An 18,885-nucleotide genomic window follows, 5' to 3' on the forward strand; every position below is an offset into this window, starting at 1 on the left:
CGGGCCGGTACCGGCGCCACGAGGTGCTTCAGTACTGCGTCAGCACCGCGTCAGGGCTCGGGATGGAGCTGGACCGCCCGTCCGGTCGCGGCCGCGGAGTAGATCGCGCACAACAGCCGTACGGTCTTCACGCCGTCGGTGACGTCGACGGCCGGCGGCCGGTCGTCCCGCAACGCGTCCAGGATGTCGCGCCACTGCGCCCGGTGCCCGGCCAGGCCGATCGCGGCCGGGTTCTGCGCGCCGCTGGCCGGACCGCCGCCGTCCGATGGTGTTTCCGATGGAGGGGGTACGCCGGGCAGGTCCCAGCGGGTCACCTCGTCGTGGGTGAGCTCGATCGTGCCCGAGCTGGTGCGGAGGGTGAGGCACGCCGGATCACCGGGGCGTACGGCAGTGGAGGAGACCACCACGCCGAGTGCGCCCGAGACGAACCGCAGCGTGGCGACCGTGGTGTCCTCGGCCGACATCACCGCCGGGTCGTGCCCGAGCGTCGCCGACTGGGCGGTGACCTCGACCGGAGCGCCGAGGAACCACCGGAGCAGGTCGATGTTGTGCACGGACTGGTTCATCACCGAACCGCCGCCGCTGTCCTGCCGACCTCGCCACGAGGCGTGCGCGTAGTAGTCGTCGTCGCGGTACCAGTGGACGAACGTCTCGCCGAGGATCGGCCGGCCGAGCTCGCCCGCGTCCAGCCGGCGCTTGATGTCGAGGTGCTGCGGCTCCAGCCTGCGTTGCGCCATCACCGACACCAGCAGCCCGGACTGGGCCGCCTCCCACGCGATCTCCTGCGCGGCGGCCACGTCCAGCGCCAGCGGCTTCTCCACCACGACGTTGCGGCCGGCGCGCAGAGCCGCCAGCGTCTGTGGCGCGTGGGTGGGGGTCGGCCCGCAGAGCACCACCAGGTCGAGGTCTCCGCGGGCGAGGATGTCGTCGGGGTCGGCCCGGGTGGCCTCCGGCCAGCCGAGTTCGGCGAGGTCGGTGCCGGCTCCCCCGCTGGCCGCCACGAGCTCCACCTCCGGGCGCAGCTCGGCGAGGACGCGCGCGTGGGTGACGCCGATGCTGCCCAGACCGATCAGTCCGACGCGCCGGGGCGCGGGATTCGGCGTGGGTGCCGGGCTCGGCGCCGCCGTCGACGCCGGGCGAGACGGGTCCATGTCGCTCCTGTCGTTTTCAGTCAGGACCGAAAGTGTAGGCCCTACTTGGCCAGTCTGCCGCCGCGACGTCGGGCGAGTGGCCGAACGGAGCCGAACGGGGCCGAGCGAGTACCGAACGGCACCGGAGGGGCCCGATCCCGAGGCCGCGCCGGGCGACGCGAGCCCGCCGGTAACGTTCAGGCACGCGATGAGTGTCGATCAGCGGCCGGACGGCGTACCCCCACCGTCCGGCGCAACGCTTCGGTGGGTACGCGAGGTCACCGGCCCGGGCGCCCTGGTGGCGTCCGTGCGGTTGATGGGGGTCGACTCGACCACCCTGCACGCGGTCGACGTGCTCAGCGCCACCGGCGTGCTGCACCGCCTCGCCCTGCGCCGCTTCCACCGGACCGACCGGCTGCGCACCGACCCGTGGTACGCCCCCGCGAACGAGGCCACCGTGCTCGGCCTGCTGGGCAGTACCGACGTACCCGCGCCCCGGCTCGTGGCCGCCGACACCGCGCCGACGATGTGCGACGTGCCCACCCTGCTCACCACCCGAGTGCCCGGCAGCCCGCCGGTGCACGCCGACCGGACCGTGCTGGCACAACTGGCGGAGACGCTCGCGCTCGTCCACGCCGTGGACCTCCCGGTGGTGCGCGCACTTCCGCCGTACCGGCCCTACTACGACCGCCACCGCGACGGCCACCGCCGGCCGCCCGCCTGGTCCGCGGCGCCCCGGCTGTGGAACCGGGTCTTCGACGTGGTGGCCGCCGGGCCGCCGCCGACGGCGCCGGGTTTCATCCACCGCGACTACCACCCCGGCCAGACGCTGTGGGACGGCGACCGCCTGGTGGGGGTGGTCGACTGGACCACCGGCTGTCTCGGCCCGCGCGGCATCGACCTGGCCCGGATGCGGCTCAACCTGGCCGGACGCTACGGCGGCGAGGTGGCCGAGCAGTTCCTGGCGCTCTACCGCGGGGTCGGTGTGGCCGACGCGCACCATCCGTACTGGGATCTGCTGGACGCCTGCGACGGACTGCTCGACGCGCCCGAGCCGTCGACGCCGGTCTCCCGGGCGGAGTGGGCGCGGTTCGAGGACTGGCTCGCCAGAACGGCTGCCCAGCTGTGAATCCCGGCGCGAACGCTGAGCCGGACCCCGTCACGACTTCTGGCGCGACTCCCGAGGCGAGTACCGGCACGGAGGCCGGGTCCGAGGAGTTCCTGCGGTTCGTCCGGGCGCACACCCGGCTGCGGCCGGTGCCCGGCGTACCCGAGGTCAGCCTGCACCTCGCCGACGACGCGATCGGGCTGTGGCAGGAGACCGAGACCACCTTCGGCCGCACCGACTCGCCGCCGCCGTTCTGGGCGTTCGCCTGGGCCGGTGGCCAGGCGCTGGCGAGGTACCTCCTCGACCATCCGGACGAGGTGGCCGGCGCGCGGGTGCTCGACCTGGCGTCGGGCTCGGGCCTGGTCGCGATCGCCGCCGCGCTGGCCGGTGCCGCCGCCGTCACCGCCAACGACCTGGATCCGTTGTCCCTCGCGGCGATCCACCGCAACGCGGCCGCCAACTCCGTGCAGCTCACCGGGCACCTCGGTGACCTGCTGGCACGGCCCGCGGTCGACGCAGACGTGGTGCTCGCAGGCGACATCTTCTACGAACGCGCCACCGCCGCCCGGATGCTGCCATTCCTGCGCCGGGCACGGGCAGCCGGCGCCCGCGTCCTGGTCGGCGACCCGGGGCGTGCCTACCTGCCGCCGGACGGGTTCGTCGCGGTCGCGTCGTACCGGATGCCGGTGCCGGTGACCCTGGAGGACGCGGAGGACAAGCAGACGACGGTCTGGCGGCTGGTCGAGGACCACACCTCCGGCTGAACCGTGGCCGGATCCCACCGCGCCGGGCGGGATCCGGCCGCGGCGGACCGTCCGGGAATAACCGCGCGGGCGGGTGAACTTGGCACAGTCATGCCGACCAGTCCGCACGCCCTGCTCGGGATCGCCGCCGTCGCCCTCGGCCTCGTCCTCACCCCCGGACCGAACATGATCTATCTGGTCTCGCGTTCGGTGACGCAGGGACGCCGTGCGGGCCTGGTGTCGCTGACCGGCGTGGCCGTGGGCTTCCTCGTCTACCTCCTCGCGGCGACGGCGGGACTGGCGACGGTCTTCTCGCTGGTGCCCGCCCTCTACACTGCGCTGAAGCTGGGCGGTGCGGCGTACCTGCTGTGGCTGGCGTGGAAGGCGGTGCGGCCGGGCGGAGAGTCGGCGTTCGCGCCGAAGGCGTTGCCGATCGACCCGCCGCGCCGGCTGTTCGCAATGGGCTTCGTCACGAACCTGCTGAACCCCAAGATCGCGATCCTGTACGTCTCGCTGCTGCCGCAGTTCGTCGACCCCTCGCGCGGTCACATTGCCGGGCAGAGTCTGGCGCTCGGGCTGACGCAGATCACCGTGGCGCTGACGGTGAACGCGCTGATCGTGCTCAGCGCGGGTTCGCTGGCCGCCTTCCTCGGCCGGCGGCCGGCGTGGCTGCGGGTGCAGCGCTACCTCATGGGCACGGTGCTGGCCGGGCTGGCGATCCGGATCGCCGCGGACCGGTCGCGCGTACTCGCCACGCCGTGACCCCGCCGGGAACGACGTTCCGGGATAATCCGCTTCGGATCGAGTTGTAGCCTGAACGGCATGACCGCCATGGCTCCCGCACGTGCCGAACCCGATCTGTCGTTCCTGCTGGACCACACCAGCCACGTCCTGCGGACGCGAATGGCGGCGGCGCTGGGCGAGATCGGGCTCACCGCCCGGATGCACTGTGTGCTGGTGCACGCCCTGGCGGAGGAACGCACCCAGATCCAGCTCGCCGAGCTCGGCGACATGGACAAGACCACGATGGTGGTGACGGTGGACGCGCTGGAGCAGGCGGGGCTGGCGCAGCGGCAGCCGTCCAGCACCGACCGCAGGGCTCGGATCGTGGCCGTCACCAAGGAGGGTGCACGGATGGCCCGGCGCAGCCAGCGGGTGGTCGACCGGGTGCACCAGGAGGCGCTCGCCGCGCTTCCCGCCCAGGAACGCAAGGCCTTCCTGCACGCTCTCGAACGGCTGACCACCGGCCACCTCGCCGAACCGGTGGAGGCTCCCCGTCCGGTGCGCCGAGCCCGGCAACGCGAGTCGTAGCCCCTCCGAGACGGCGGGACGGGCGCGCGCGGGAGCGTCGAGGCAACCACGTACCGTGGTGGGGTCGAAACGGCCACAAACGCGACAAGGAAGACTTACCGTGCACGACCCCGCCACCGCCGGGATGCGGAACCGCCTACGCCGCGCGGCCGGAGCCGCACTACGCCGGGACGAGCCCGTCGTCTCCCAGCGCCCGCGGCACTCGCCGTACCCCATCCGCACCGCCACCCACGCCGACGACCGCGACCTGCGGCACGCGCTGGACTTCCTGCTCCGGCTCGGGGAGCTGCTGTTGCGAAGTGGCGCCGGCTCGGTCGACGTCGAGGCCTCGATCGTGGCCAGCGCCACGGCACTGGGACTGGAGGACGTCGAGGTCTCGGTCACCTATACCCAGGTGCTGGTCTCGGTCGCGGTCGAGGGTTCGGGTGCTCCGCTGACCGACCTGCGGATCGTGCGGGTACGCGCCGTCGACCACAACCGGCTGGTCGCCCTGCACCAGTTGGTGCTCGGGCTCACCGAGGGCTCGCTGACTCCCGACGCCGCGTACCTCCGGCTGAACGCCGTCGTGCGCGCGCCGAAACGCTATCCCCGCTGGGTGGTCAGCGGCGCCTGGGGAGCCCTGGCCGCCGCGGTGGCCGTCCAGCTCGGCGGCGGGTGGCTGCTCGCGCTGCTCACCTTCGCCACCACGGTGGTCATCGACCGGCTGGGCCGCCGGCTGGCCAGGCGTAACCTCCCGGACTTCTACCTGAACTTCATCGGCGCCGCCCTGGTCACCGCCGTGGCCGTTGCCCTGACCGGCATGGGCGCGCCGGTCCAGCCCGGCCTGGTCGTGGCCGGCGGGGTGGTCCTGCTGTTGCCGGGTATCGCTCTGCTCGGCGCGGTGCAGGACGCGCTGACGGGGTTCATGGTGACGGCCTCCGCCCGGGCGATGGAGGTGGTGCTGCTGGCGGCCGGCATCACCGGCGGCGTCGCGGCCGCGCTCATCGTGGCCCGCCAGGTCGGCGTGACGATGACGGTGACTCCGCCGGCGCCGTTCACCCTCGCCGGGCTGCCGCCTCGCTTCCTCTCCGCGGGGGTGGTCGCCGCCGCGATGGCGGTCGGGTTGTACGCCACCATGCGGCTGCTGCCGGCGGTGTTCCTGCTCGGTGGCTTCGGCTGGGTCGCCTACCTCGGCCTGGACCAGGTGCTCTCCTCGCCGTCGATGGCCCGCGGGGTGGTCGCGGTCGCCATCGGCATGTGCGGGCAGGCGATCGCCTCCCGGCGGCGGCTGCCCGCCCTGGCGGTGGTGCTGCCGGCCATCGTGCCGATGCTGCCCGGTCTCACGATCTACTCCGCGATGCTGCAGATCACCCAGGGCGACAGCCGCGGCGGGGTCTCCGGCCTGCTGCTGGCCGCCACCGAGTCGCTGGCCCTCGCCGCCGGGGCGATCCTCGGCGAGTTCCTCCTCCAGCCGCTGCGCCGTGGGTTGTCGCGTTCGGAACGCAGGTACGCCGGACCGCGGATGGTCGGCCCGGCCCGCGTGCTCGTCCACCGTTCGCGCCGCGACCACGGTCCCCGCCGCGGTCCGGCGTACCGGCGGTCCCGCCGCAACCGTGGCGACCACACCGACCACCGGGACTCGGTCGGCGCCGGCTTGCCGGGTTAAAGGCGAGGAGCAACCATGCATGCCACCGAACCATCGGACCACCCTGAATCGTCGAAGCGGCCCGAGCCGTTTGCCGGGCCGGACTCCGAGTCGTCCCGCGAGCAGTCCCTCACCGGTGGGGTGATCGCCGGCGCCGTCCGAGTCGGGCAGACCGTACGCCGCGCCGCATCCCCCCATACGCCGGCGATCCAGGAACTACTGACGGGCCTACGCCGGTGCGGGTTCGAGCAGGCGCCGGAGCCGCTCGGCGTCGACGACCTGGGCCGCGAGGTCTGGTCGTTCGTGCCGGGCCGGGCGGGTCACCCGCCGATCACCCCCGACATCGCCTCCGACGAGGCGCTCGTCGAGGCCGCCCGGACCATCCGGCGGTTCCACGACCTCTCCGCCGGACTGCTGGCCACCGGCTGGCACGGCTGGAACCCCGACGTGGCCGACCCGAGCGGCTGGCACGAGGTGGTGTGCCACAACGACCTCGCGCCGTTCAACCTGGTGTTCCAGGGACGTCGGGTCGGCGCGGTGATCGACTGGGACCTCGCCGCGCCGGGCAGCCGGACCTGGGATCTGGCGTACGCGGTCTGGCGGCTGGTCCCGCTGCACCGCCCGGAGTACACCGCGCCACTCGGCTGGCCGCCACTGGAACGGGGGCGCCGGCTCCGGCTCTTCGTGGACGCGTACGGACTGACCGGCGGTGACCGGGCCGACCTGCTCGCCCTCACCCGGCAGCGGATGCGGCGCACCGTCGAAGGGATGCGGCGGCTGGTTGAACTCGGAACGCTCGCCGACCTGCCGGCGATCGACCCGCGGGCGGAGGCCGGAGACCTGGCGTACTTCGACCTCCACCTGTCCGACTGGGAGGCGGCGCTCCACCGGTGAACCGGACGCGGGTCGGAAGCTGCCCGGGACCCGGGCACATCCGCACCCGCGCCGCGAACGCTCCTCGGCTACGAGCTCTCGTCGTCGAACCAGCGGGCTCGGTAGATCTGGGCGCCGGGAAGGACCTTCTCCTCCGTCCCGTCGGCACCTACGAACAGGTCCACCGAATCCGTGCACCAGCTACACGGGTTGCCGGCCTTCGGGGTGGTCTCCAGCACCGTCCCGGTGGCCGCGTCCGTCCCCACGCTCTTGATGTTGGAGGCGTAAAGCTCACGTTGGCGGGGGAAGCCGACGAACTTTCCGGTGGACTTCTGGAACTGGTGGACGCCGTACACGGTGGTGAGCCACAGCCGGTCCGGATCTGCGGGCACCGGTCCGAGGTCGTGGCCCCAGTTCGTCGGCAGGTTGTACGCCGCCAGCTGGGTCAGGGTCGGTGCCGCCGGCGTCCCGCCCACGGCGTACTTCACCAGCAGGTGGTCGCCGATCGCCCACAGGACCGTCAGCCGCGCGTCCCACCAGACCTCGTGCGCGCCGGGCAGCGCGGCCTCGACGTAGGTGCTGGAATGCCTGCCCTGGCTCGCGGTGTAGACGCGGATCCAGCTGCCGTTGCTGGCGGCGGCCGCGATGTTGCCGTCGGGCAGGAGCTCGATGCCGTGCGGGTTGGGACTTCGCCCGACGTCGACCGACCACGCCACCGGCCCCTTGTCCGGGTAGGGCACCGAGGCGAGCAGCCCGTAGGAGTCGGTGACCAGGACGTACTGGTTGCCGTCGGCGCCCGTGCGCAGGCGAGCGTCGTCGGGCAGGCCCCAGGACGTGCTGGTGTCACCGGTGTCGCTGTCAACGCCGGGTTGCCACGACCACAGGGTGGCATTCGGGTTCGCCCAGCGCTTGGTGCTGTCCAGCACCACAACGCGGTCACCGGCCTGCTCGGTGACGATGATGGGCGCGGGACGGGCCTGGCCGTCGGCCGTGGCCGCGGCGGCGGGCCCGGCGACGGTGGCGGCCAGCAGGCAGGCGGACACTCCGGCGAGGATGCCACGGGTCACACGCATGCTCGTTCTCCTTCAGCGGTGGGGATTCGAGGTGCGACTGCTGCTCCTGGTGCGTTCGGATTTCCTTGCTGGTTCGGACTTCGCTGCCGGCTTGGACTTCCTTGCCGGCTTGGGCGCGCGCTTTCGCGCCGGCCCGACCTGGTAGCGCGCGGTGGCGGCGCCGGCCAGGTCGAGCAACTGCCGTGCGGTCTCGGCCCGCCGCTGTGCCACTCGTACGTACAACGCGTCGGTGACGAAGAGTTGCGCGTGCCGCCCGGCGGTGCCGCGATAGCGGTAGGTCGCCGTACGCGCGGTGGTCGCCAGGGTGACGTCGGCGCCCATGGCGAGCGGCGACGCGGCGCTGCTGGTGACGGCGGCCGTGGTCGCGCCGCGGGAGCGGGCCAGGTCGAGGAGTTCGATCGCCTGCACGGCCCGGCCGGAGTGACTGATCGCGATCGCGACGTCGTCCGGTCCCAACGTCACGGCGTACGCGGCGGCGGTGTGCACGTCGGCGGAGGTGAGGGTCGGTACGCCGATGCCGGTGAGCTGCGCAGCGAGGTAGTGCGCGACGTCGGCGCTTCCCCCGAACGCGAAGACCTGCACCTGTCCGGCCTCGGCCACGGCGCCGGCCAGCCGGTCCAGGTCCGCGGTGTCGAGCAGTTGTGCCGTACGCCTGATCGCGTGCACCGTCGACGACGCGAGCAGTGCGACCGTCGCGTCGGCATCGGCGTCGGCCGGTAGGTCACCACTCGGGTCGGCATCCGGGTCATGGACATCGGCCGGCCCGCCCCGGCCGGCTTCGCCCGCGAGCGCCAACCTGAGTTCGGTGTAGCCGGCGAGGCCGAGCATCCGGCAGAAGCGGTTGACGCTGGCGGTGGACGTGCCGGCGCGTTCGGCAAGTTCCTCGATCCCGATCCGGGCGACCAGGGCCGCGTCCTCGCTGACGACGTCGCCGATCCGGCGGGCGGTGGGAGTGAGCGTGTCGCGCGCCGACGCGATCCGCTCCAGCAGTGTGGCGCTCTCGTTCGCGCGCGTCGCCCCCGCCGACCCCATGCGGGCAATATTTACATCGACTACTCTGGGGCGTCAATCATTTCCACCGCGCGTTCTGCAACGTGTCGGCAGGTGTTCGGCAACGTGTCAGCAACGTGCCCAGCCTTGGAGGATCTGGTGTCGCCAGCCGAGTTCGCCTCGTCGTCGCCCGCGCCGACCACCGCCCTGCTCGTCGACGTGGGCGGAGTGCTCCTGCTGCCCAACGCCGCCCTGCTCACCCCGGTGGTCGCCCGGCACGGCGGCGTCAGCACCGAGGAGGAGTTCCTGCGGGCGCACTACGCCGCGCACAACGCCGCGTTCCCCGCCCGTGGTGAGCCGCGCGACTACTACGAACTGCTGCCGAGGTTCGCGGGAGTGCCGGCCGAGCGGCTGACCGAGGCGGTCGAGGACTATCGCGCGGTCTCCCGTACGCGGAACATGTGGCACGCGCCGGACCCCGCCTCCAAGGCCGCACTCGCCGGATTCGTCGCCGAAGGGGTTCGCGTGGCGATCGTGTCGCAGGCGGACGGGCGGATCGCCCGGATGCTGCGGGACGCCGCGATGTGCCAGGAGGGCGAGGGCCCGGGGGTGACCGTCGACGCGGTGCTGGACAGCGCGGTCGTCGGCTACGACAAGCCGGACCCGCGTTTCTTCCGGGCCGCGCTGGACGCGGTCGGCGCCACCCGCGACCGGGCGGTGCACGTCGGTGACACCGTGCCCGCGGACGTCCGCGGCGCCCAGGCCGCGGACATCCTGGCCGTGCACTACGACCCGTACGGCGACTGCGACGACCCCGGCGACCACGAGCACGTACGGACCCTCGCCGAGGTCGGCGCCTTCCTGCCGGCCCCGCTCAGCACACCCTAGGTGCTCGTCGCGCGCCGCTGGTTGAACCTGCGGGCGGCCGAACGCCCCATCGTGGTGAGCCTCCGCAGCACCCTGGAGTCAGTCCGCTCCTGCGCCCGGTGACCGGGCTCGATGCCCGCCTTTCCGGGATCGGCGGGCGGACCGGGCAGCAACGGCCGGACCAGGCCGAGCAGCCTGCTCGTCGTACCCGGCATCAACGCGGCCACCCTGGCGCCGAGGATCGCGGCCGGGGTGAGCGTGACCTCCGCTCGCCCGGCCAGGCCGGCCGCCACGATCCGGCGAGCGGCGCGTTCGGCGTCCATCGACAGCAGCGGCGCACTGGCAGCGGCGGAGAACCAGCCGTACTCCTTGGTCGACTGCCCCGCGAACGACGCGCGGACGTGGGAGCCGGTGCGCATCAGGCCGGGTACGACAGTGGTGACGGAGATGCCGCTGCCGGCGAGTTCGGCGCGCAGCCCCTCCGAGAAGCCGACCGCCCCGAACTTCGCCACGGAGTACGGCAGGATGTGCGGCACCGCGACCTTCCCGCCGATCGACGTGACGTTCACGATCCGTCCGCTCCGGCGCTCGCGCAGATGCGGCAGCGCCGCCAGCGTGACCCGCACCGGGCCGAGGCACATCGTCTCCAGCGCGTCCCGGAATTCCTCGACGGTCACCGACTCCAGCGGACCGACCTGGATGACGCCCGCCACGTTGACCACCACGTCGAGCCCGCCCCGGTGGCCGATCGCGCGGGCGACCAGGTGCTCGACCTCCTGCGCGTTGCGTACGTCGCAGGGAACAGCCAGCAAGTCCGCGCCGCGGGCTACCAGGTCGTCCCGGGCGGCGTACAGGTCCTCGGCCGTCCGCGCACACAGCACCAGGGAGTAACCGCGCCGGGCGAGTTCGCGCGCCACCAGGAGGCCGAGTCCACGAGAGGCGCCGGTCACCAGTGCTGTTCGGGTCGTGGGTTCGTCCATCGGATCTCCCGCCCTCGGGCATGTCACGGAGGGACCAACCTGGTGGTCCGGGTCGAAGATCGCGTACCCGAGGTGCCGGCGGTGAAACGGCGCAGGGCTCATCGCGGACCGGGAGCAGGTGAGCCGCGGGCTCAGGCGAAGGGGGATCCCGCGTTGGTGGTGCCGGCCAGCGCGTCCTTCACCGTGGGGTAGATGTCGAACGCCACATCGAGCCCGGTGAGGTGGAGGAGTTTGGTCGGCCCCCGGCGCGGGGCGCAGATGCGTACCGGAACATGCTCGGCGTGGGCACGACGCTGGAGGTTCACCAGCACGTCGAGTCCGCCGGAGTCGAGGAAGGGAACGTCCTCCAGCGAGAGCACGACCATCGCCGGGTGTTCGTCGAGCAGGTTGTTGAGCTCCTGGCACAGCTGTGCCGAAGTGGCCTGATCCACCTCGCCGGTCACGGACGTGACGAGCGTGCCGGCTTCGGTGTGGGTCGAATCGATCCGGATCCGAGGGTCGGCTGCACCGGCATGGACAACGCCGGCGGCATTGGCTTCGTTGGTCGACACGGGGTTCGCTCCGTTCGCTGGGACTGGGCGGGAAGCGCGCCGTTCTCCCCCACCGTAGGCCAGCCAACCCCGAACCGGCCAGCGGAGCGTGGTTGCGCACCCAGGGTGGTGGTCCGCGTCACCATGCCGGCGGTGAAACGGCGCAGGGCGCCCGGAAGGCCGGCCGGAGCCGGCACTTCACGAGCGCCCTGTGTCGTTGCGAGCTGACTGCGGGAGTACGTGTGAACTCCCGCCGGCGTGTCCGCCGGGTGAGGTGGTTCAGCGAACCGCCTCGGCGTGACGCCGGCGACGACGGGAGGGTTCCCGGCCGTTGCCGTTGCGACTGCCGTTGCGATCGCCGTTGCGGTTCGAGGTGTCGTCCGACTCGTCGTCGTCCTCGTCCTCGAGGTCGTCGTCCTCGTCGTCGAGGTCGTCGTCCTCGTCGTCAAGGTCGTCGTCGTCCTCGTCGTCAAGGTCGTCGTCGTCCTCGTCCTCGTCCTCGAGGTCGTCGTCGTCCTCGTCGTCCTCGTCGTCGAGATCGTCCTCGTCGTCGTCGTCGAGATCGTCCTCGTCGTCGTCGTCGAGATCGTCCTCGTCGTCGAGGTCGTCATCGGCCTCATCGTCGAGGTCGTCGTCGTTCTCGGCCTCGTCCCGGTCGTTCGGCCTCCGGTCCCGGCGGCCGAACTCGTCCTCGCGGCGGTGGTCCTCGCCCTCGTCGGGCTCGCGCACCACTTCGCCGTCACGGATCTCACCACGCCACGACCCGGAGGCCTCGCCCTGGATCGTCACGAACCGGCGGAAGTGCTTGAGGTCCAGGCGCACCCGGCGGCCGAACGCCCGCCAGAGGTTCGCCGTCTTCTCGAACAGCCCCTTGGGGTAGTACTCCATGACGAGCAGGAGCATCGTCAGGTCGTCGGCCAGCGGGTGGAAGGTCACGACACCCTTGGTCGTGCCCTTGGCACCTTCGGTCGTCCAGGCGATCTTGCGGTCCGGAATCTGCTCGGTGACCCGGGCACTCCAGCTCCGCTTGGACCACCAGACCTTGCCGCGCCAGTTGCTCTCCACCTCGTCCTTGGCGTCGACACCCTGGACGCCCTTCATGAACGAGCCGAACTCCTGGAACTGCGACCACTGGTCGTACACCACCGACACCGGAGCACCGATCTCGATGTCCTCGATGATGTTGGTCAGCTTGGGCCCGGAACGACCGCCGCCGAACAGACCCTTGATCTTGTTCTTCAGGCCCTGACCGAGCGCGCTCATCCCGGCCCGCAACGGCGACTTGCCCTCGAGCAGGGCCTTGACGCCGGTCATCATCGCGCTGGGGTTCTCGGCCTGGTCCTCGAGCTTCTCGGTCAGCCCGCCGAGCTTGCCGCTGACCTTGCCGACAAGCTCCGACCCACGGGCGGCGGCGTACTCCTTCGCCTCGTCTTTGAGGCGTTCGACGACAGGGCTCTTCAACAGAGCCTTGCCGAGGTCCCCCAGGAGAGAGCTCTTCTTGGAAGCCACCCGGATCTCCTCTCTCAGCCTCGCGACCGAGACTGCCGGCCAGAACCGGAACCCTGCCGGCGGGAGGCCGACGAACGGGTCCTGCTCGCGGCGCGGCGAGGCGCGTCGGAGGCCGACCGCTTACGGCGCGGCCGCTCCTCGGAGTCGTCACCACGGCTCTCACGGGGGCGACGCCGCGGCCGCTCCTGGCGCTCGCCCGCGGGCTCCTCGCTGTCGCCGGACTCCTCGGAGTCGTCGGCGTCATCGGAGTCGTCGTCGTCATCCGGCTCGTCGTCGCCGGCCTCGTCGTCCTCGGCCTCGTCGTCCTCGAGCTCGTCGTCCTCGCGGTCGTCGACCTCGTCGTCGTACTCGTCGTCGTAGTCGTCGTCGAGTTCGTCCTCGGTGCCCTGCGTGGCCTCACCGGCCTTGCCCTTGACCTTGGACGCCGTGCCCGTGACCTTGGACGCGTTGTCGGTGACCTTGGCCTTGTCGGTCAGGGACGTGGTGCGCGACTGCAGCCCGTCGGAGAAGCGGGTCAGCTGCGACTCCAGCGTCGCCAGCGCCGCCTTGCGGCCGGCCTCGGCCACCGGGCCGCGCAGCTGGTCGCCGAGCTGGCTGATCTGCGGGGTGCTGGCCAGCTTGAGCACGCCCTCACGGACGAGTTCGCGCGGCTGCAGGCCGAGTTCCTTGCCCGCGAGCCACAGCGCGAGGCTCAGTGCGGCCTTGCCCTTCTTCGTACGGCCGAGGAGGTATCCCCCGGCGACCGCGACAGCGATCTTGGTCCTGTCATCCACGGTTGCTCTCCTCTCGATGAACGGCGAAAGACCCGGCCTCGTCACCGCGGTACCCCGCGGTGAAGGTCTCCCGACCGTCGAGTCTCACCAGCCCCAACGGGACTGCTGAGCCTGCGTTGTGCTCGACGCGTCGGCAAGACCGATCGCGTCGAAGCTGTAGAGCGGCAACGGTCCGACGTACTCGATCTCGGCCAGCCCGTCGACCTCGTTGGTGAGCGTCCTGACCGCCTCGTCCAGCTCGTCCAACCGTTCCCGGCGGACGAGGAGGGCCACCTGCTCCCAGCCCTCCTCCGAGGAGCTGATCGACTTGGAGTCCTCGGTGAGTTCGCCCAGCATCGCGACCCAGGCCGCGACCAGCTGGGACCGCTGCTCGGTGAGCCGCTGTGCGACGAGCTGCCCGACCTCGATGCGTTCCGACATCTCACTGCCCGGCCCGCCGCGACCGACCGCCGCGCGCAGCTCGGGGTCCTCCCTGAACAACCGCTGGACGGCCTCGTCGGTGAGGGTGAACGTGAGCCGGAGCTCCACCAGGGAGGCGGTCGCGTCCAGTGCCCGGGCGAACTGCTCGGCCGCGGGCGCGAGCACCTCCGAGCGCACCGCGTCCACGTCGGGCGCGACCGTTCCGAAGCGGAGCGGCAGAACGGGTCCGTCGCGTACGAGCTCGACCAGCGCGTCGAGGTACTTCACCGCGTCGTCCTCGGTCAGGTCGTCCTCGCTGACGACCTCCCGGGCGAGGACGGCAAGGTCGCCGTCCTCGATGAGCTCGTATTCCCCGTCCGCGAGCTCGCCCTGCTCGTCGAGCTCGCGGCCGGCCGGGACCACTCCGTGCAGCAACAACATCTCAGGACTCCTGCGACTGCCGGCTGGGACGACGCGAGCGCGTGGTGCTGCGGCTCGACGACGAACGCCGGCGGGCGGTGGACCGCTCACGGCCGTCGTCGTCATCGTCGTCGTCGTCATCGTCGGAGGAGAAGGACTCCTTCACCCCGCTGATCGCGCCCTTGGTCTTGCTGCCGGAGGACTTGCCGTCGCCGGTCACCTCGCGGACCAGGCCCGGAAGCCCGGCCACCTGGTCCTCCTGCTGACCGAGGTCGAGCCGGTTGACCGCCTCGGCGAACCGGAGGTAGGTGTCCACGCTCGCGATCACGATCCGGGCGTCGATGGTGAGGATCTCGATACCCACGAGCGCGACCCGGACGTAGGCGTCGATGACGATGCCCTTGTCGAGGATCACCTCGAGGACATCGGCAAGACTGCTCGGCCGGGGCGCACGGTTGATTCCCTGCGTCGCTACAGCTGCCATGGCGTGTTACGCCTCCCTGTCGTGTCGAGCCGTTCGTGTTCGTCGAGCAGGTCGTCGACGTCGATCGGAAGCCGGAGCCCCTCGCGTTCGACTCCGAAGATCTCCCGAAGCTCGGCGAACTTGTCTTCCAGTGCGAGCAGCGCCTCCCCCAGGCGTTCGACTTCCTCGTCGTCGAGGCTTCCGCCGTCCATCCGCCGGATCGCCTGGCGCTCCAGGAGGTCACGGACGAGTTCGAGCAGAGCCACCACGAGTTGTCCGAGGCCCCTACCGAGGTCCTCGGCGTTCGCGTCGATGCGAGGGGTGCGCCGCATGTCCGGCAGCTTCGGCAGCCGTACCGGTTCGCTCATCGCGCTCCCCTCCCCTCGAAGTTGGTGCGGTGCATCTCGTTGGCCGTCTCCAGCCCGATCAGCAACAACCGGAGGTTGAGCTGGATCAGGTCGATGCCGGCCAGGGAGATGATGATGTCGCCGGACACGACCACGCCGCGGTCGACAACCCGGTCGAGCAGGTCCACCAGGCTGGTGCCGCCGCCGGAGCCGGTGACGAGCGTGCGGTTAGCCATCGGCCGCCGCCTGCGATCCGATGGTCACCTGCGCGAAGCTGTACGGCGGCCAGGGCCCGGTCAGCTCGACCTGGACTCCTCCGGCCGCCAGGTCCGTGGCGTACTTCTCCACCACGTCGCGGAACTCCTGCGTCGCCGCGATGGGGACGAGGTAGGTGGCGTTCAGCAGCAGGTCGGCGGCACCTCCGCCCGACAGCCGGGTGGCGTCGGTGGCGTGCTCGGCCAGCGCGCGGTAGACCTCGTCGCCGGCCTGGCGTACGGCGTGGCGCTGCTCCTGACTCGCTCGCAACGCTTCTCGTCGCGCCTGCAGGTAGTCCCGTCCGGACGGACGGGCGGCCCGGTCGCGTTCGCGTTCGGTGTTCGCGTCCGGTGCCGCACCCTCACGGCGCAGCCGGACACCCCACTCCTGATGGCCGGCAAGCCGGGCGAGCAGGTCGCGGATCTCCGCCGAACGCTCCTCCAGCAGGCGGCGGGCGGCATCCTCGTCACCGACCACCGTCGCGAGACGCAACGGCAGAGCGGGGGTCTGCTCGAAGACGGCGCGGATGACGGTGTCGTGGTCCATCGCCATCCGGGCGAGCCGGCCGTCCTCGGTGACCTCTTCCTCGCGTACGTCCAATGCGGAAAGGGGAACGTCGGTGACGACGGCCGCGAGGTCGCCGCTGCCCACCAGCCGTGGGCTGTCGCCCCCGGCGATGCCGGGCAATCCGGACAGATCCACAGCCGTGGAGCCGACGATGGCGAAGAGGTAGAGGCCACGAGCGTCGCCCGCCGTCATCAGCGCTCCTCCTCCTGCTGGGCCTTTCCGGACCGGTTCGATCCCTCGGACCGCTCCGGAAGCTCACGGTCGGAGATCGCCTGCTCGAGGCGTTCGATGCGTTCGCGCAGTTGGTTGTTCTCGGCTTCCAGCTCGGCAGGTGCTCGCCCGCCCTCGACCTCACCGTTCTTCTTGCTCCCGCCGGATCCCTGGGAGGTGAAGAACTCGTCGCGCGTCCACCAGTCCATGCCCATCTCCTGGGCGGTCTGGGCCGAGGCGACGAACAACCGCAGCTTCAGGGACAGCAGCTCGATGTCCAGGATGTTCACAACGATGTCGCCGGCGATGACGACGCCCTTGTCCAGAACGCGTTCCAGGACATCGGCAAGCGTGTCGGGACGGGGGTTGCGGCCGGAAACCGACTGCGTCATGAGGGATCCACCGAACCACGCACGTAACGGCGCAGGCGTTCGTAGCCGTCCAGCTCACCGTCGGCGGTGACATCGAGCCGGTAGGTGGCGATCACCGTCGTCGTCGACGGGATGCGCTCGAGCTCGACGACGTCGACCAGCAGCGACCAGCCCTCGCCCTCACGGCGTACGCCACTCACCCCGTCGGCCTGCTTGCCGGTGAGTTCGCCGAACTGCTGCACGGCGCCACGGATCACCCGGGCCATGCTCGGCTTCTTCTTGGCGCGGGGTTCCCGTCCCCGGGTCTGGTCGGCGTCTGAATTCTGTCGCTCGGTCATGAGTCCCCAGCGCGGATATGGGTCAGGTCAGATACTTCGTGCTTGGCTTTGTAAGCCCCCCGGTGACGCCTTCGCGACGCTACCGCATCGGTTGCGTTGTGTCGCGCGAGGTGATTTGGCCTTCCAGGCAAGGAATGACTGTGCGTAGGTGCGAAGGACCTGTCCGTACCCGGCCGCGCCCATACATTCCGAATGTCCGGGTTCGGCGGCACCTCGGACGCAATATCCGTCGGCAATTCGCTCGCCAGTTCCTCTGGGCCGATCCAACCGCCGTCATGACCGACTTGACGCAGTTGGCAGGTGTCGATAGCAAGAGGTGACCGAACCGGCCCGGGAAGGAAGCAGGATGCGCGAGCAGCAGAACGCGAACACCCACGGCGAGGCCGCCGATCCCGCGCAGATCCAGGCCCAGGTCGACCAGGCCCGCGAACGGCTACGTGGAACCATCGACGAGATTGGGACCAAGATGAACGTACGAGCGATGGCCCAGGACAAGTCCGCCAAGCTGACCGGACGCGTGCGCTCGAGTGCAACCGGCGCGTCCAAGGTGACCATGGACAAGGCGAGGAGCCTGTCCGCGACGGCGCGCACCGACGGCCCCAAGCAGCTGCGCAGGACCGGCACGCAGGTCGCCTCGACCGTGCGTACCCGCAACGGCAAGGCCGTCGCGGTGGCGATCCCGGTCGCCCTCGTCTCGCTGCTCGTGCTGCGCCGGATCAGGAAGCACTGAACCACCGCCGCGCCGACCGGCGTGGGGCCGGACGCTCCAGCGGACGAGAGAGATCCATGACGAACAAGGCCGTTCCGTACGTCCAGCAGGTGGCTCGCGGCGTCCGGGACACCGCCGCCCGCGCCGTCACCGTCCTGGCCGTGACCGGTTCCGTACCTGCCACCGTCTACACCCACTCGGCCGCGGCCGGGGGCATGGTGCGGGACCGGGTGGCGCGGTGGCTCAGTCACCTCGGCGCCGTCTCGGTTCCGGCCTCCTGGTCGGAGGCGACCCGCAGTCAGCACGCCGACCTGTTGCGCGGGGGCCGGGGGAACCGGGACAGCAAGGCCCGGTAGCCCTTGGCGCCCGTGCTGCCCATGCGCGCCCGTGCACGCCTCTGCACGCCCATGTTGGCCGTGCCGTTGCGCACCTCGGCCGTCACTGTTCGTTGACGGCGCGGCGACACGGTGCGACGATCCCGAAGCATGCGCCTGGGACGTCGTCCGTTTCGCCTGGTTCTTCTCCTCGCTGCCGCCACCGCGGTCGTGAGCGGCTCACTGCCCGCGCTGCTGTGGGGTGCGCCGCCCGCGGCGGCCCAGGAGGCACCGGCCGCGCCGTCGACGGGGCAGCCGGCCACCACCACGTACGACTCCTTCCGGCCGGGGCAGCCCTGGCTGGACACCGGCGGCAAGCCGATCCAGGCACACGGCGGACAGGTCGTGGTGACCGAGGACACCGACGGCTCGTGGTGCCGAAGCAGCCGCGGTACGTCGTGAACGCGGGCGGCAACTTCACCACCGACTGGCAGCGGATCGCCGCGATCGCCCGCGAGGACGGCCCACTGCTCAACTCCGTGCCCGAGCAGCCACTCGGCGCCGACCCCGCGACCGGTGCGCGGTGGGGCTACACGAGTGAGGGAAGCAAGCCGCGCGACGTCGTGGCCGGCGACATCTACACCACGCTGCGGTACGCGGTGAGCCACCGCGACCTCTCGTACACGATGTCCGGACTCGACCCGCGCAGGCGCTACACCGTCCACGCCGGCTACTACGATCCGTGGCCGTGGGCCAACCGCGCCGCCCGGGTCGGCATCAAGGGGACCGTGGTGTCGGACCAGCAGCTGTTCACGGCCGAGCCGGTGGCGGGCACCTACACCGACGTCGCGCCGGCCGCCGACGGCACGATCACTCTCACGGTGTCCCCGACGCGTGCCCCGGACATCCAGCTCAGCTGGGTGATGGTCGCACGGCAGTAGACCCGCGTCTCCTCGGGGCGAAACGGCGAACGGGGGAACA

At 71.4% G+C, this 18,885-nt stretch carries 25 protein-coding genes; 11 read left to right on the forward strand and 14 right to left on the reverse strand.

From position 1 onward, the window contains the following. Nucleotides 1-50: 50 nt before the first annotated feature. Nucleotides 51-1,151, reverse strand: a complete 1,101-nt coding sequence (locus tag FHR37_RS12260; protein WP_092882627.1) for a Gfo/Idh/MocA family protein — start codon at nucleotides 1,149-1,151, stop codon at nucleotides 51-53. 187 nt (nucleotides 1,152-1,338) lie between these two features. Between FHR37_RS12260 and FHR37_RS12265 the strand changes: the two genes are divergently transcribed. The 6 genes from FHR37_RS12265 to FHR37_RS12290 all read left to right on the forward strand — a co-directional run bounded on the left by FHR37_RS12265 (nucleotide 1,339) and on the right by FHR37_RS12290 (nucleotide 6,810). Then, a complete protein-coding gene (locus FHR37_RS12265) occupies nucleotides 1,339-2,259 on the forward strand; it encodes a phosphotransferase family protein (protein ID WP_175542431.1) in 921 nt (306 codons plus the stop codon). Then, nucleotides 2,256-3,002 (forward strand): class I SAM-dependent methyltransferase, encoded by a 747-nt coding sequence (locus FHR37_RS12270; RefSeq protein WP_237768688.1) that lies wholly within the window; start codon nucleotides 2,256-2,258, stop codon nucleotides 3,000-3,002. The genes FHR37_RS12265 and FHR37_RS12270 overlap by 4 nt, the downstream gene beginning before the upstream one ends. A 90-nt stretch (nucleotides 3,003-3,092) precedes the next feature. Further along, nucleotides 3,093-3,743, forward strand: coding sequence for a LysE family translocator (locus FHR37_RS12275; RefSeq protein WP_092882626.1), 651 nt, complete (start codon nucleotides 3,093-3,095; stop codon nucleotides 3,741-3,743). Between the two features lie 60 nt (nucleotides 3,744-3,803). Next, a complete protein-coding gene (locus tag FHR37_RS12280) occupies nucleotides 3,804-4,292 on the forward strand; it encodes a MarR family winged helix-turn-helix transcriptional regulator (protein WP_092882625.1) in 489 nt (162 codons plus the stop codon). A 100-nt stretch (nucleotides 4,293-4,392) separates the two neighbouring features. Beyond that, on the forward strand, nucleotides 4,393-5,937 hold the full coding sequence (locus FHR37_RS12285) for a threonine/serine exporter family protein (RefSeq protein ID WP_092882624.1): 1,545 nt from the start codon (nucleotides 4,393-4,395) through the stop codon (nucleotides 5,935-5,937). A 15-nt stretch (nucleotides 5,938-5,952) separates the two neighbouring features. After that, the gene (locus FHR37_RS12290) at nucleotides 5,953-6,810 is read left to right on the forward strand and encodes a phosphotransferase (RefSeq protein ID WP_092882623.1); all 858 of its coding nucleotides are present in this window, start codon (nucleotides 5,953-5,955) and stop codon (nucleotides 6,808-6,810) included. A gap of 68 nt (nucleotides 6,811-6,878) precedes the next feature. Here the strand turns inward: FHR37_RS12290 and FHR37_RS12295 are convergent, their stop codons facing one another. Both FHR37_RS12295 and FHR37_RS12300 read right to left on the reverse strand, forming a co-directional pair. Next, the gene (locus FHR37_RS12295; protein WP_139238883.1) at nucleotides 6,879-7,862 is read right to left on the reverse strand and encodes a DUF6528 family protein; all 984 of its coding nucleotides are present in this window, start codon (nucleotides 7,860-7,862) and stop codon (nucleotides 6,879-6,881) included. Nucleotides 7,863-7,874: 12 nt separating this feature from the next. Then, complete coding sequence (locus FHR37_RS12300) at nucleotides 7,875-8,894, reverse strand: MurR/RpiR family transcriptional regulator (protein WP_092882621.1); 1,020 nt, start codon at nucleotides 8,892-8,894, stop codon at nucleotides 7,875-7,877. Nucleotides 8,895-9,011: 117 nt separating this feature from the next. Between FHR37_RS12300 and FHR37_RS33075 the strand changes: the two genes are divergently transcribed. Further along, a complete protein-coding gene (locus FHR37_RS33075) occupies nucleotides 9,012-9,740 on the forward strand; it encodes an HAD family hydrolase (RefSeq protein ID WP_139238882.1) in 729 nt (242 codons plus the stop codon). On the opposite strand, the gene FHR37_RS12310 is transcribed toward FHR37_RS33075, so the two are convergent. The 11 genes from FHR37_RS12310 to FHR37_RS12360 all read right to left on the reverse strand — a co-directional run bounded on the left by FHR37_RS12310 (nucleotide 9,737) and on the right by FHR37_RS12360 (nucleotide 16,881). Continuing rightward, complete coding sequence (locus FHR37_RS12310; protein ID WP_092882619.1) at nucleotides 9,737-10,699, reverse strand: SDR family NAD(P)-dependent oxidoreductase; 963 nt, start codon at nucleotides 10,697-10,699, stop codon at nucleotides 9,737-9,739. The two genes, FHR37_RS33075 and FHR37_RS12310, sit on opposite strands and share 4 nt — an antisense overlap. A 131-nt stretch (nucleotides 10,700-10,830) precedes the next feature. Further along, on the reverse strand, nucleotides 10,831-11,250 hold the full coding sequence (locus tag FHR37_RS12315; protein ID WP_175542430.1) for an STAS domain-containing protein: 420 nt from the start codon (nucleotides 11,248-11,250) through the stop codon (nucleotides 10,831-10,833). A 258-nt stretch (nucleotides 11,251-11,508) separates the two neighbouring features. After that, nucleotides 11,509-12,738, reverse strand: coding sequence for an SRPBCC family protein (locus FHR37_RS12320; protein WP_202817999.1), 1,230 nt, complete (start codon nucleotides 12,736-12,738; stop codon nucleotides 11,509-11,511). A gap of 14 nt (nucleotides 12,739-12,752) precedes the next feature. Further along, the gene (locus FHR37_RS12325; RefSeq protein ID WP_092882617.1) at nucleotides 12,753-13,511 is read right to left on the reverse strand and encodes a hypothetical protein; all 759 of its coding nucleotides are present in this window, start codon (nucleotides 13,509-13,511) and stop codon (nucleotides 12,753-12,755) included. 84 nt (nucleotides 13,512-13,595) lie between these two features. Continuing rightward, nucleotides 13,596-14,351, reverse strand: coding sequence for a GvpL/GvpF family gas vesicle protein (locus FHR37_RS12330; protein WP_092882616.1), 756 nt, complete (start codon nucleotides 14,349-14,351; stop codon nucleotides 13,596-13,598). Nucleotide 14,352: 1 nt separating this feature from the next. Beyond that, the gene (gene gvpJ / locus FHR37_RS12335; protein ID WP_092882615.1) at nucleotides 14,353-14,814 is read right to left on the reverse strand and encodes a gas vesicle protein GvpJ; all 462 of its coding nucleotides are present in this window, start codon (nucleotides 14,812-14,814) and stop codon (nucleotides 14,353-14,355) included. Then, the gene (locus tag FHR37_RS12340) at nucleotides 14,802-15,161 is read right to left on the reverse strand and encodes a gas vesicle protein K (protein WP_175542429.1); all 360 of its coding nucleotides are present in this window, start codon (nucleotides 15,159-15,161) and stop codon (nucleotides 14,802-14,804) included. The genes gvpJ (FHR37_RS12335) and FHR37_RS12340 overlap by 13 nt, the downstream gene beginning before the upstream one ends. Further along, nucleotides 15,158-15,376 (reverse strand): gas vesicle protein GvpJ, encoded by a 219-nt coding sequence (gene gvpJ, locus FHR37_RS12345; protein ID WP_092882614.1) that lies wholly within the window; start codon nucleotides 15,374-15,376, stop codon nucleotides 15,158-15,160. Before gvpJ (FHR37_RS12345) ends, FHR37_RS12340 begins: the two co-directional genes overlap by 4 nt. Next, nucleotides 15,369-16,154 carry a GvpL/GvpF family gas vesicle protein gene (locus tag FHR37_RS12350; RefSeq protein WP_092882613.1) on the reverse strand — a complete coding sequence of 262 codons (786 nt, stop codon included), beginning with the start codon at nucleotides 16,152-16,154 and terminating at the stop codon, nucleotides 15,369-15,371. Before FHR37_RS12350 ends, gvpJ (FHR37_RS12345) begins: the two co-directional genes overlap by 8 nt. Continuing rightward, a complete protein-coding gene (locus tag FHR37_RS12355) occupies nucleotides 16,154-16,564 on the reverse strand; it encodes a gas vesicle protein (RefSeq protein WP_092882612.1) in 411 nt (136 codons plus the stop codon). The genes FHR37_RS12350 and FHR37_RS12355 overlap by 1 nt, the downstream gene beginning before the upstream one ends. Continuing rightward, nucleotides 16,561-16,881 (reverse strand): gas vesicle protein GvpO, encoded by a 321-nt coding sequence (locus tag FHR37_RS12360; protein WP_092882611.1) that lies wholly within the window; start codon nucleotides 16,879-16,881, stop codon nucleotides 16,561-16,563. Before FHR37_RS12360 ends, FHR37_RS12355 begins: the two co-directional genes overlap by 4 nt. A gap of 346 nt (nucleotides 16,882-17,227) precedes the next feature. On the opposite strand from FHR37_RS12360, the gene FHR37_RS12365 reads away from it, so the two are divergent. The 4 genes from FHR37_RS12365 to FHR37_RS12380 all read left to right on the forward strand — a co-directional run bounded on the left by FHR37_RS12365 (nucleotide 17,228) and on the right by FHR37_RS12380 (nucleotide 18,845). After that, the gene (locus FHR37_RS12365; RefSeq protein WP_092882610.1) at nucleotides 17,228-17,611 is read left to right on the forward strand and encodes a DUF3618 domain-containing protein; all 384 of its coding nucleotides are present in this window, start codon (nucleotides 17,228-17,230) and stop codon (nucleotides 17,609-17,611) included. A gap of 56 nt (nucleotides 17,612-17,667) precedes the next feature. Further along, nucleotides 17,668-17,946, forward strand: coding sequence for a hypothetical protein (locus tag FHR37_RS12370; protein ID WP_092882609.1), 279 nt, complete (start codon nucleotides 17,668-17,670; stop codon nucleotides 17,944-17,946). Between the two features lie 129 nt (nucleotides 17,947-18,075). Then, nucleotides 18,076-18,366 carry a hypothetical protein gene (locus FHR37_RS12375; RefSeq protein WP_092882608.1) on the forward strand — a complete coding sequence of 97 codons (291 nt, stop codon included), beginning with the start codon at nucleotides 18,076-18,078 and terminating at the stop codon, nucleotides 18,364-18,366. Continuing rightward, nucleotides 18,336-18,845, forward strand: coding sequence for a hypothetical protein (locus tag FHR37_RS12380; RefSeq protein WP_092882607.1), 510 nt, complete (start codon nucleotides 18,336-18,338; stop codon nucleotides 18,843-18,845). The genes FHR37_RS12375 and FHR37_RS12380 overlap by 31 nt, the downstream gene beginning before the upstream one ends. The last annotated feature ends 40 nt before the right edge of the window (nucleotides 18,846-18,885 follow it).

It is taken from the genome of Actinopolymorpha cephalotaxi, assembly GCF_013408535.1.
Classification (GTDB): Bacteria; Actinomycetota; Actinomycetes; order Propionibacteriales; family Actinopolymorphaceae; genus Actinopolymorpha; species Actinopolymorpha cephalotaxi.